General features: G+C 52.4%; 10 protein-coding genes. 7 read left to right on the plus strand and 3 right to left on the minus strand.

Annotated features, from left to right (window positions below):
- Nucleotides 1-33: 33 nt before the first annotated feature.
- On the minus strand, nucleotides 34-492 hold the full coding sequence (gene asnC / locus LA337_23610) for a transcriptional regulator AsnC (protein ID UBI16095.1): 459 nt from the start codon (nucleotides 490-492) through the stop codon (nucleotides 34-36).
- Between the two features lie 151 nt (nucleotides 493-643).
- Here asnC and asnA point away from each other — a divergent pair, with 151 nt between their 5' ends.
- A complete protein-coding gene (gene asnA, locus LA337_23615; protein ID UBI16096.1) occupies nucleotides 644-1,636 on the plus strand; it encodes an aspartate--ammonia ligase in 993 nt (330 codons plus the stop codon).
- Nucleotides 1,637-1,639: 3 nt separating this feature from the next.
- Here the strand turns inward: asnA and viaA are convergent, their stop codons facing one another.
- Nucleotides 1,640-3,091: an ATPase RavA stimulator ViaA gene (gene viaA / locus LA337_23620; protein UBI16097.1), complete on the minus strand. Its 1,452-nt coding sequence runs from the start codon at nucleotides 3,089-3,091 to the stop codon at nucleotides 1,640-1,642.
- Nucleotides 3,085-4,581: an ATPase RavA gene (gene ravA, locus LA337_23625; protein UBI16098.1), complete on the minus strand. Its 1,497-nt coding sequence runs from the start codon at nucleotides 4,579-4,581 to the stop codon at nucleotides 3,085-3,087. Before ravA ends, viaA begins: the two co-directional genes overlap by 7 nt.
- Nucleotides 4,582-4,911: 330 nt before the next feature.
- Between ravA and kup the strand changes: the two genes are divergently transcribed.
- The 6 genes from kup (at nucleotide 4,912) to rbsK (ending at nucleotide 11,862) form a co-directional block, all read left to right on the plus strand.
- Nucleotides 4,912-6,780, plus strand: coding sequence for a low affinity potassium transporter Kup (gene kup, locus LA337_23630; GenBank protein UBI16099.1), 1,869 nt, complete (start codon nucleotides 4,912-4,914; stop codon nucleotides 6,778-6,780).
- A gap of 192 nt (nucleotides 6,781-6,972) precedes the next feature.
- A complete protein-coding gene (gene rbsD / locus LA337_23635) occupies nucleotides 6,973-7,392 on the plus strand; it encodes a D-ribose pyranase (protein ID UBI16100.1) in 420 nt (139 codons plus the stop codon).
- Between the two features lie 7 nt (nucleotides 7,393-7,399).
- Nucleotides 7,400-8,905, plus strand: coding sequence for a ribose ABC transporter ATP-binding protein RbsA (gene rbsA / locus LA337_23640; protein UBI16101.1), 1,506 nt, complete (start codon nucleotides 7,400-7,402; stop codon nucleotides 8,903-8,905).
- Between the two features lie 5 nt (nucleotides 8,906-8,910).
- Nucleotides 8,911-9,876, plus strand: a complete 966-nt coding sequence (gene rbsC, locus LA337_23645) for a ribose ABC transporter permease (GenBank protein ID UBI16102.1) — start codon at nucleotides 8,911-8,913, stop codon at nucleotides 9,874-9,876.
- A 24-nt stretch (nucleotides 9,877-9,900) separates the two neighbouring features.
- Nucleotides 9,901-10,791, plus strand: a complete 891-nt coding sequence (rbsB, locus tag LA337_23650; GenBank protein UBI16103.1) for a ribose ABC transporter substrate-binding protein RbsB — start codon at nucleotides 9,901-9,903, stop codon at nucleotides 10,789-10,791.
- Nucleotides 10,792-10,932: 141 nt separating this feature from the next.
- Nucleotides 10,933-11,862 (plus strand): ribokinase, encoded by a 930-nt coding sequence (gene rbsK, locus LA337_23655; protein UBI16104.1) that lies wholly within the window; start codon nucleotides 10,933-10,935, stop codon nucleotides 11,860-11,862.
- Nucleotides 11,863-11,865: the final 3 nt, after the last annotated feature.

An 11,865-nucleotide genomic window follows, 5' to 3' on the forward strand; every position in this document is an offset into this window, starting at 1 on the left:
ACCTGTGGAAAACCAGGGTATTAAAAAAAGCGATCACGGCTTGATGGTACGCATGATCGGGTTTTGCAGGACGATCAGGGTTTCCGTGGACTGAATTTCGTCAATTGTTTGGATCTTGTTGATAAGTACCTGCTGCAACGCGTCGATCGACTTGCACATCACCTTAATAAAGATGCTGTAGTGCCCGGTGGTGTAATACGCTTCGGTCACTTCATCGAGGCTTTCCAGTCTGGCCAGCGCTGACGGATAGTCTTTCGCACTTTTCAAGATGATGCCGATAAAGCAGCCGACGTCATAGCCCAACTGTTTGGGACTCACATCAATCCGCGCGCCGGTAATAATCCCGGCCTGTTTCATCTTTTCTACACGTACGTGAATTGTTCCTGGGCTGACGCCGAATTGTTTGGCTAATTCTGCGTAGGCGGTACGGGCATTTTCCATCAGGGCGTCAAGAATGCCGCGGTCCAGATTGTCGATCTGATAATTTTCCATAGGTTTTTCTTATGTAGATTAATGATTCCCTCTATTTTAGACGTTTATTTTAACGAATCAAAATCGAAGTCGGCTTTTTGTTTGTTGATTATTGAATATTACCTCCATTCTGTTGCTTAATCATAGGCAACAGGACACAGGAGTACACATAATGAAAACCGCTTACATTGCCAAACAACGTCAAATTAGCTTCGTAAAATCTCATTTTTCTCGTCAACTGGAAGAGCGTTTAGGTCTGATCGAAGTTCAGGCGCCGATCCTCAGCCGCGTTGGAGATGGCACGCAGGATAACTTGTCGGGCTGTGAAAAAGCGGTGCAGGTGAAGGTTAAAGCATTGCCAGACGCTCAATTCGAAGTGGTTCATTCACTGGCGAAGTGGAAGCGTCAAACGTTAGGACAACACGACTTTAGCGCAGGTGAAGGTCTGTACACGCACATGAAGGCCCTGCGTCCCGATGAAGATCGCCTCTCCCCGCTGCACTCAGTGTATGTTGATCAGTGGGACTGGGAGCGCGTGATGGGCGACGGTGAGCGTCAATTCTCCACTCTGAAAAGCACGGTAGAGGCTATCTGGGCGGGTATTAAGGCTACTGAGGCTGCGGTTAGCAAAGAGTTTGGTCTGGCACCGTTCCTGCCAGAGCAGATCCACTTTGTTCATAGCCAGGAGTTGTTATCTCGTTATCCGGATCTTGATGCAAAAGGTCGTGAACGTGCGATCGCTAAAGAGCTGGGCGCGGTATTCCTGGTGGGGATCGGCGGCAAGCTCAGTGACGGTCACCGTCACGATGTACGTGCGCCGGATTATGATGACTGGAGTTCAGCGTCCGAGCTGGGTCACGCCGGTCTGAACGGGGATATTCTGGTCTGGAACCCGGTGCTGGAAGATGCGTTTGAGCTGTCTTCTATGGGGATCCGTGTCGATGCTGACGCTCTGAAACACCAACTGTCTCTGACCGGTGATGAAGATCGCCTGAGTCTGGAATGGCATCAGGCGCTGCTGCGCGGTGAAATGCCGCAGACAATTGGTGGCGGCATTGGGCAGTCGCGTCTGACCATGCTGTTGCTGCAATTACCGCACATTGGTCAGGTTCAGTGTGGCGTATGGCCGGCACAGGTACGTGAAAGCGTCGCCTCTCTGCTGTAATAATTAACGCCGCCAGCGTCTGAGCAGGCGGCTTCGCATCCCGGTATCAAAGCGCCAGATATGATCGAAAATGCGCATGATGCCGGGTTTGCCATGTGCAGACATCGCCACCGCGTGAAAACGGTGCTGGTGTACCCGCTGTAATTCCCCCACTTTGCTGACGACCTCATCGGGTAATCGCTGAGCGATAAAATCAGAGATAACCACCGCATCGGCATCAAACCATTCCCGACCCTGCATGCGCTCAATAATGGCGCGAAAACAGCTGGCAATATCGGTACCGCCACGAAAGCGCTGACTTAAAAAACGAATCGCCTGTTCGATACCCTCTGGACCGGACAGCTCATAGCGCACCACTTCTGTTGAAAACAGCATAATGAAACAGCGCCGATTATCGGCAAGGGCAACGCGCATTAGCGCCAGGCAAAAGGCTTTCGCACACTGTTCATTGAACCCGCCCATCGATCCCGAAGTATCAACGCAGACGATAAAAGGCCCGCGCGGCTGCTCGTCAAAATCCTGATGCACCACCGGACGTTCCGTTACTTTCTCGCGCCATGCTTCGCCGTGCAGACGGTAGGTCAGCAGTTGCTTTTCCACCAGCCGGCGGTAGAACTCGTATTCCAGTTCGGTAATGCCCAGCGTGGCCAGTTCAGGCGGCAGCAAGCGCAGGATATCGTCACTTTGCTGGATGCCATCCACCTGCTCCGGTACGGTTGCCGGTTCGCGTACCAGGGTACGGAAGGTTTCCATTGGCGCATCTTTACGCGGCACGGATTTCGCTTCTCTGGAACGGCCTAACTGCTCAGCCAGACGCTGGAGTTCGGGCTGTTGCGTCAGGAATTCGCCATATTTAACCAGCAACTGATAATCACCGCGCTTGATTTGACCCGCGCTCATATCCCATAACCGGCCTGCGGCGTTGTCATTTTCTGCCAGTACGGGTTCCAGTTGCCCGCTAAGGGTCATCCGTTCCTGTACTTCACTGAGCAAATGTTCGCGCTCTTCTTCCAGCAGTTGCTGATTCAGGGTTGTGGTTTGCACCACCAGACTCAGGCGCCAGCGCTGAAGAAAAAGCGTATGGAGGGCAGGCGTAAACGCGCCGTTGTCATTGACCAACTGTTGCGCTTGTCCGGCCCACGGCGAATGGAGGCGGTGCAATAGCGACAATATTTGCGGTAGCTGGACGATAAACTGCGCATGAGAGAGGAGTTGGCTTTGCTGATAACAAATGACCTCTTCCGCCAACTCCGGCGGCACATGGGTATCTTTAAGGCGGCTACGCAAAGATTCACGCCAGCGCGGTATATCTTCAGCGATTGCTTTTTTGAGGCGGGGGAATTTTTTAAAAAAGACCACCATCTTTGGAGAAGCCAGCAGGGCGACGATCATCTCTTCGATCATCGCCTCTTCACTGACTGCCAGCATGATGTTGAGTGTATCAAGGGTCAGCATTGTTGCGCCTGGCGGATTTGCGCCCCGACATCCTGCAGGCTGGCCTCAATGCGGCCTAACCAGTCGCTATGAATAAACAGACATTTTTGCTGCTCGCTAAATGCGCTGTGCTGCTGGTGCCACTCGTTATCAAGTGCTTCGAGCTCTTGTTTTATCTCTGCAGGCATACTCTCTTGTGAAGAACCGGGCAATGCCAGTCGAGAGCCTTGTAAACTGACATCACGCACGACCAGGTGCTGCGCGCTATCCACCTCCATGTTCAGCGTCTGGGCAAAACCGATCCCGTTTAATTTTCCGCGGATCTCACCACCTTTGGTGAGCCACAACTCCAGTGCGCCACGTTCGAAAGCAATATGGATAACTTCCATGTCATGCAGCTTTAAGGGCTTTTGCAGGAGTAATGTTACGACAGAAGACGTAGCTTCCGGCGGTAAATCATAATGAGGGCGACGGCTGAACATGCCGCCCTGGCGGATCACCGTGAACGCCGTTTTGTCGCTTTGCTGCTGCTGGAGTTGAATGCGGCGCTGCACAATACCGCCCAGTCGCGTCAGCATGGCTTGCTGCTGCCATGCGTGTCCGGTCATCAATATTTCCAGCTGTTGTTGCATCAGATTCAGGCTTTGCGCGTCGTACCACAGGCAATCTTTCAGCAGGATCAGGTCGATCGGAACTACCGCATCACGTCCGCTAAAGAAGGCGCTGGCCTGGAGTAAGCGAATGGCTTTTTTCCAGCGCCGATCGGACACATAAGGGGCATTCGGTAGCGTGTCCAGTTGCTGGCGCAACGTGAAAATAAGCTCAAACACGCGATCGGGAAGCTTGATGGCGCCAATGTCCTTTTGCCACTGGTTATACTCTTCATCCGTCACCTGTAACGACGCCGGGACCGGATTGTCGCTTTCATCTTGCTGACTTAACAGCATCGAGCGGAAGTTGGCTTTGTCCTGAACTTTATCCAGCCACAGGCGAATCAGCATACGGTCGTACAGTGCTTCCAGGCTGCTGTCTGCTTCTGGCAGTTCATTGGAGGCTGCCACCAGCAAGCGCATCGGGATTTTCTCTTCATGCGCGCCGTTACGAAAGTGGCGTTCGTTGATGGCGGTTAGCAGGGTGTTAAGAATCGCCGGGCCCGCCTTCCAGATTTCGTCGAGAAAGACGATTTCAGCTTCAGGAAGATAGCCTGCGGTTAAGCGTTCATAGCGACCTTCATCTTTAAGGGCTTGAATCGACAGCGGGCCGAAAACCTCTTCCGGTGTAGAGAAACGCGTCATCAGGTATTCGAAGGCGCGAGCATTTTGAAAAGCAAATTTCAGTCGGCGGGCAATTAAGCTTTTCGCAATCCCGGGAGGACCTAATAAGAAAACGCTCTCGCCGCTGAGTGCAGCCAGCAGACACAGGCGAATAGCGTGGCTACGTTCATAAAGTCCCTTTTCCAGCGCATTGCTCAGACGGGAAATTCTTTCCGCTAATAAATGTGGGTGAGCCATAATGAAGTGGCGTCCTTTCGCCAAATGTACTGCATAAACTGCGAGTATAGATGCTTCACACCAGTGCAGTAATAGACTGAAGGTGCGCTTATTTTTCTTTGAGCCAGATTAATCTGGTCTCATTTAGGGGTACGATTTTGCGATTAATCGTGCATACTGTGCGCCTTTTTGTGGGCCAAGGGACGACGCACACATTTCTTATATATACACCAAATCAATCAAGCTGCACCAAGGCGGCAATGGAGTTTTCTCCGGGGATGGGGGGAATAACGAATGCAGCCCACGCGGAGGCGGCTTGAAAGATGATGTGTATAAACGAAAGACGAGTCTATGAGCACTGATAATAAACAATCATTGTCTGCGATTACCCTTGCGGCCATTGGGGTTGTCTACGGTGATATTGGTACCAGCCCACTTTATACGCTTCGTGAATGTTTGTCCGGCCAGTTTGGTTTTGGCGTTGAACGTGATGCCGTATTTGGCTTTCTCTCGCTGATTTTCTGGCTGCTTATCTTTGTTGTTTCCATTAAATACCTGACGTTTGTCATGCGCGCGGATAACGCCGGAGAAGGCGGGATCCTGACGCTGATGTCATTGGCCGGGCGCAATACCTCGGCGCGAACCACCTCCATGCTGGTGATTATGGGGTTGATTGGCGGCAGCTTCTTCTATGGAGAAGTGGTGATAACACCTGCCATCTCGGTGATGTCGGCGATTGAAGGTCTGGAGATAGTTGCCCCGCAACTGGACACCTGGATTGTTCCGCTCTCGATAATCGTGCTGACCCTGCTGTTTTTGATTCAAAAACACGGTACCGGCATGGTCGGTAAGCTGTTTGCGCCGATTATGCTGCTGTGGTTCCTGACGCTCGCGGTATTAGGTGTACGCAGTATTATTGGCAATCCGGAAGTGCTGCAGGCGCTCAATCCGTATTGGGCGGTGCATTTCTTCCTCGAATTCAAAACGTTGTCCTTTATAGCGCTGGGTGCGGTGGTGCTGTCGATCACCGGTGTTGAAGCGCTGTATGCAGATATGGGCCACTTCGGTAAGTTGCCGATTCGCCTGGCTTGGTTCTCCGTGGTATTACCTTCGCTGGTGCTGAACTATTTTGGTCAGGGGGCGTTGCTGTTAAAGCATCCTGAAGCGATCAAAAACCCGTTCTTCCTGCTGGCGCCGGACTGGGCGTTGATACCGCTTCTGATCCTCGCCGCGTTGGCAACGGTCATCGCTTCACAGGCAGTTATCTCTGGCGTCTTCTCGCTGACGCGTCAGGCCGTGCGTCTGGGGTATTTGTCACCGATGCGTATCATTCATACTTCGGAAATGGAATCTGGCCAGATCTACATTCCTTTCGTTAACTGGATGCTCTATTTTGCGGTGGTTATCGTGATTGTGAGCTTTGAGCACTCCAGTAATCTGGCCGCTGCGTACGGAATTGCGGTGACGGGAACGATGGTGCTGACCTCAATTTTGTCGACCACCGTGGCGCGCAAAAACTGGCACTGGAATAAATACTTTGTCTTCCTGATCCTGGTGGCGTTCTTGTGCGTCGATATTCCGCTGTTCTCCGCGAACCTCGATAAACTGATTTCCGGCGGTTGGCTGCCTCTGACGCTGGGGCTGGTGATGTTCACCATCATGACCACCTGGAAAAGCGAGCGTTTCCGTCTGCTGCGTCGCATGCATGAGCACGGCAATTCTCTGGAGGCGATGATTGCCTCTCTGGAGAAATCTCCACCGGTACGCGTGCCGGGAACGGCGGTGTATATGTCTCGTGCATTGAACGTCATCCCGTTTGCGCTTCTGCATAACCTCAAACATAACAAGGTGCTGCATGAGCGCGTTATTCTGCTGACGCTGCGCACGGAAGATGCGCCCTATGTTCACAACGTGCGTAGGGTGCAGATTGAGCAATTATCGCCCACCTTCTGGCGCGTGGTGGCCAGCTACGGTTGGCGCGAAACGCCGAACGTTGAGGAAGTGTTCCATCGCTGCGGTCTGGAAGGTTTAAGCTGTAGAATGATGGAAACCTCTTTCTTCATGTCGCACGAGTCGTTGATTGTTGGCAAGCGGCCATGGTATCTGCGTCTGCGCGGCAAGCTGTATCTGCTGCTACAGCGCAACGCGCTGCGCGCGCCGGACCAGTTTGAAATCCCACCGAACCGGGTTATTGAGCTCGGTACTCAGGTCGAGATTTAATCTCATCGACGCCCTCTTTCATCGCGAAAGGGGGCGTTTTGTTTTGTCCCTCTCAGTTTTCATTTCATCGAATGATAATCCTTGCGAAACGTTTCGATGACGATCACATTTTCGTAACGTCACGGTGGTTTTCTGTCCACTCTTCACACTACACTTATCTTCAGCGAAACGTTTCGCTAGTGGGGAAAGAAAATGAAGAAAGGCACGGTACTCAACTCTGAAATTTCAACGGTGATCTCCCGTCTGGGGCATACCGATACGCTGGTGGTGTGTGATGCAGGTTTACCCATCCCGAACAGCACAACGCGTATTGATATGGCATTAACCCAGGGCGTACCTTCTTTTATGCAGGTACTGGATGTGGTTACACGTGAAATGCAGGTCGAGGCGGCCATTCTCGCGTCGGAAATTAAACAACATAATCCGCAACTCCACGAAACGTTGCTTAAGTTCATTGAGCAACTGCAACAACACCAGGGAAACACCATTGAAATTCGTTACACCACGCATGAACAATTCAAAAAACAAACCGCAGACAGTCAGGCGGTAATTCGCAGCGGAGAGTGTTCTCCGTATGCGAATATCATTCTCTGTGCTGGCGTCACGTTCTGAGGCCATCATGAACGCATTACTGCAACTCAAAGGGATCGATAAAGCGTTCCCAGGCGTAAAAGCGCTATCCGGCGCTGCGCTGAATGTCTATCCTGGCCGCGTAATGGCGCTGGTGGGCGAAAACGGCGCGGGCAAATCCACCATGATGAAAGTGCTGACCGGGATCTACACCCGTGATGCCGGCTCTTTATTATGGCTGGGGAAAGAGACCACCTTTAACGGCCCGAAATCCTCCCAGGAAGCCGGAATCGGTATCATCCACCAGGAGCTGAACCTGATCCCGCAACTCACTATCGCCGAGAACATTTTTCTTGGCCGCGAGTTTGTGAATCGCTTTGGCAAAATTGACTGGAAAAAGATGTACGCCGAAGCCGATTTGCTGCTCGCCAAACTCAATCTGCGCTTTAAAAGCGACAGGCTGGTCGGTGAGCTGTCGATTGGCGATCAGCAGATGGTCGAAATTGCCAAAGTGCTGAGCTTTGAATCGAAGGTCATCATTATGGATGAACCGACGGATGCGCTCACCGATACTGAAACTGAATCTCTGTTCCGCGTCATTCGCGAACTGAAATCCCAGGGACGCGGCATTGTCTATATTTCTCACCGCATGAAAGAGATCTTCGAGATTTGCGATGACGTGACCGTTTTTCGCGACGGGCAGTTTATTGCCGAGCGTGAAGTCGCCTCGCTTACCGAAGACTCGCTGATTGAAATGATGGTGGGACGTAAGCTGGAAGATCAGTACCCGCGCCTGGAAAAAGCGCCGGGTGATATTCGCCTGAAGGTCGATAATCTGTGTGGCCCTGGCGTAAACGATGTTTCATTCACGCTGCGTAAAGGGGAGATCCTTGGCGTATCAGGGCTGATGGGAGCCGGACGTACTGAGCTGATGAAAGTGTTGTACGGCGCATTGCCACGCACCAGCGGCTACGTCACGCTTGATGGCCATGAGGTTGTTACCCGTTCGCCGCAGGATGGACTGGCTAACGGCATCGTCTATATTTCTGAAGACCGTAAACGCGATGGTTTAGTGCTGGGCATGTCGGTGAAAGAGAACATGTCATTGACCGCGCTGCGCTATTTCAGCCGCGCCGGTGGAAGCCTGAAGCATAAAGATGAGCAGCAGGCGGTAGGTGATTTTATTCGTCTGTTCAATGTTAAAACGCCGTCGATGGAACAGGCTATCGGCCTGCTGTCCGGTGGTAACCAGCAGAAAGTGGCCATTGCGCGCGGTCTCATGACTCGACCCAAAGTCCTGATCCTTGATGAACCAACGCGCGGCGTTGACGTTGGGGCCAAGAAAGAAATCTATCAGCTTATCAACCAGTTTAAGGCTGATGGGCTGAGCATCATTCTGGTCTCCTCTGAGATGCCAGAAGTATTGGGCATGAGCGATCGAATTATCGTTATGCATGAAGGGCATCTCGGCGGTGAGTTCACTCGCGAGCAGGCCACTCAGGAAGTATTAATGGCTGCCGCTGTGGGCAAGCTTAATCGCGTGAATCAGGAGTAAAAAAGATGACTACCCAGGCTGTTTCTGGTCGCCGTTATTTCACTAAAGCATGGCTTCTGGAGCAAAAGTCGCTCATCGCTCTGCTAGTGCTGATCGCGATTGTTTCTACCATGAGCCCTAACTTTTTTACCGTTAATAACCTGTTCAACATTCTCCAGCAAACGTCGGTGAACGCCATCATGGCCGTCGGCATGACGCTGGTTATCCTGACGTCGGGTATCGATCTGTCAGTCGGTTCCTTGCTGGCGCTTACCGGCGCGGTTGCAGCTTCGATTGTAGGGATTGAAGTCAATGCGCTGGTGGCTGTTGCTGCGGCCCTGGCGCTCGGCGCTGCCATTGGCGCAGTCACCGGGGTGATTGTTGCAAAAGGCCGCGTGCAGGCGTTTATCGCAACTCTGGTGATGATGCTGCTGCTGCGCGGTGTAACCATGGTCTACACCAACGGCAGTCCGGTAAATACCGGGTTTACTGATAATGCCGATCTGTTTGGCTGGTTTGGTATTGGTCGTCCGTTAGGCGTCCCGACGCCTGTGTGGATCATGGGGGTTGTCTTCCTCGCGGCGTGGTACATGCTGCACCACACTCGTCTGGGCCGTTATATCTATGCGCTGGGCGGTAACGAAGCGGCAACGCGTCTGTCCGGTATCAGCGTCAGTAAAATCAAAATTATCGTTTACTCACTGTGCGGTCTGCTGGCATCGCTGGCGGGCATCATTGAAGTGGCTCGCCTCTCCTCTGCGCAACCAACGGCAGGCACTGGCTATGAGCTGGATGCTATCGCAGCGGTAGTGTTAGGCGGTACCAGCCTGGCGGGTGGTAAAGGACGTATTGTTGGGACGCTGATCGGCGCATTGATTCTTGGTTTCCTCAATAATGGTTTGAATTTGTTAGGTGTATCCTCCTATTACCAGATGATCGTTAAAGCGGTGGTGATTTTGCTGGCGGTACTGGTAGACAACAAAAAGCAGTAACAACGATTACAGGACATCTTAAATATGAACATGAAAAAACTGGCTACCCTGGTTTCTGCTGTTGCGCTGAGCGCCACCGTGAGCGCGAATGCGATGGCGAAAGATACCATTGCGCTGGTGGTCTCCACCCTCAACAACCCGTTCTTTGTTTCTCTGAAGGATGGGGCGCAAAAAGAGGCGGATAAGCTGGGCTACAACCTGGTGATTCTGGACTCACAGAACAACCCGGCGAAAGAGCTGGCTAACGTTCAGGATTTAACGGTTCGTGGAACTAAAATTCTGCTGATCAACCCGACCGACTCTGATGCCGTTGGTAACGCTGTGAAAATGGCTAACCAGGCTAAAATTCCGGTTATTACCCTTGACCGCGTTGCGTCCAAAGGCGAAGTGGTAAGCCACATTGCGTCTGATAACGTGCTGGGCGGCAAAATCGCGGGTGATTACATCGCGAAGAAAGCAGGTGAAGGCGCTAAAGTTATCGAACTGCAGGGTATTGCCGGTACTTCAGCGGCGCGTGAGCGTGGCGAAGGTTTCCAGCAGGCCGTTGCGGCACACAAATTTAACGTACTGGCCAGCCAGCCGGCAGACTTCGACCGCACCAAAGGTCTGAACGTCATGCAGAACCTGCTGACCGCGCATCCTGACGTGCAGGCCGTATTTGCCCAGAACGATGAAATGGCGCTTGGCGCGCTGCGCGCACTGCAAACTGCGGGTAAATCTGATGTGATGGTGGTTGGATTTGACGGCACTCCAGATGGCGAAAAAGCAGTAAATGATGGCAAACTGGCTGCGACCATTGCTCAGTTGCCGGATCAGATCGGCGCCAAAGGCGTTGAGACTGCGGATAAGGTCCTGAAAGGCGAGAAGGTTCAGGCTAAATATCCGGTTGACCTGAAGCTGGTCATCAAGCAGTAATACCGATTCAGGTCGCTCGCGGCCTGATGGAGACATAAATACGCCATCCCCGTATCTGGTTTTGGGGATGAAAGCGTAAAAAGAAAAGCAGGGCACGCGCCACCCTAACCCGGTGGCGCACTTTGACTTGGAACACCAAATATGAAAACCGCAGGCAACCTCGTTGTTCTTGGCAGTATCAATGCCGATCACATCCTTAATCTTAATTCTTTCCCGACACCTGGTGAAACCGTAACCGGTAGCCATTATCAGGTCGCATTTGGCGGTAAAGGCGCGAATCAGGCTGTTGCTGCGGGTCGTAGTGGCGCGAATATCGCATTTATTGCCTGTACAGGCGATGATGATATTGGCGAAAGTGTTCGTAAACAGTTAGCCAAAGATAATATCGATATTGCGCCGATTAGCGTAATTTCGGGGGAATCGACCGGTGTGGCGTTGATCTTTGTGAATGGTGAAGGCGAGAACGTCATCGGTATTCATGCTGGTGCGAACGCAGCGCTTTCGCCAGCTCTGGTGGAAGCACAGCATGAGCGTATTGCGCAGGCGTCAGCCTTACTGATGCAGTTAGAGTCGCCGATCGAAAGCGTACTGGCTGCGGCAAAGATTGCACATCAAAATAAGACCACGGTTGCCCTGAATCCGGCTCCGGCACGTGAACTTTCTGACGAACTGCTGGCGCTGGTGGATATTATTACCCCGAATGAAACCGAGGCTGAAAAGCTGACGGGGATCCGGGTCGAAAACGATGAAGACGCGGCCAAAGCGGCGCAGGCATTGCACGCGAAGGGGATCGATACGGTACTGATTACCTTAGGCAGTCGCGGAGTATGGGCCAGCGTAAAGGGTGAAGGTCAGCGTGTGCCAGGGTTTAAAGTTGACGCTGTTGATACCATTGCCGCTGGGGATACCTTTAACGGCGCGTTAATTACAGCGTTACTGGAAGAGACTCCGCTGCCTGAAGCTATCCGTTTTGCACATGCCGCTGCGGCGATTGCGGTCACTCGTAAAGGTGCGCAGCCTTCCGTTCCATGGCGCGAAGAAATAGAAGCGTTTTTAAGTCAGCAGAGGTAACGC

Source organism: Citrobacter europaeus (assembly GCA_020099315.1).
GTDB classification, from domain to species: domain Bacteria; phylum Pseudomonadota; class Gammaproteobacteria; order Enterobacterales; family Enterobacteriaceae; genus Citrobacter; species Citrobacter europaeus.

Bases quoted from the DNA above. Each gene is read 5' to 3' on its own strand.
- asnC (UBI16095.1), bottom strand. From the start codon at position 492: ATGGAAAATTATCAGATCGACAATCTGGACCGCGGCATTCTTGACGCC.
- asnA (UBI16096.1), top strand. From the start codon at position 644: ATGAAAACCGCTTACATTGCCAAACAACGTCAAATTAGCTTCGTAAAA.
- viaA (UBI16097.1), bottom strand. From the start codon at position 3,091: ATGCTGACCCTTGATACACTCAACATCATGCTGGCAGTCAGTGAAGAG.
- ravA (UBI16098.1), bottom strand. From the start codon at position 4,581: ATGGCTCACCCACATTTATTAGCGGAAAGAATTTCCCGTCTGAGCAAT.
- kup (UBI16099.1), top strand. From the start codon at position 4,912: ATGAGCACTGATAATAAACAATCATTGTCTGCGATTACCCTTGCGGCC.
- rbsD (UBI16100.1), top strand. From the start codon at position 6,973: ATGAAGAAAGGCACGGTACTCAACTCTGAAATTTCAACGGTGATCTCC.
- rbsA (UBI16101.1), top strand. From the start codon at position 7,400: ATGAACGCATTACTGCAACTCAAAGGGATCGATAAAGCGTTCCCAGGC.
- rbsC (UBI16102.1), top strand. From the start codon at position 8,911: ATGACTACCCAGGCTGTTTCTGGTCGCCGTTATTTCACTAAAGCATGG.
- rbsB (UBI16103.1), top strand. From the start codon at position 9,901: ATGAACATGAAAAAACTGGCTACCCTGGTTTCTGCTGTTGCGCTGAGC.
- rbsK (UBI16104.1), top strand. From the start codon at position 10,933: ATGAAAACCGCAGGCAACCTCGTTGTTCTTGGCAGTATCAATGCCGAT.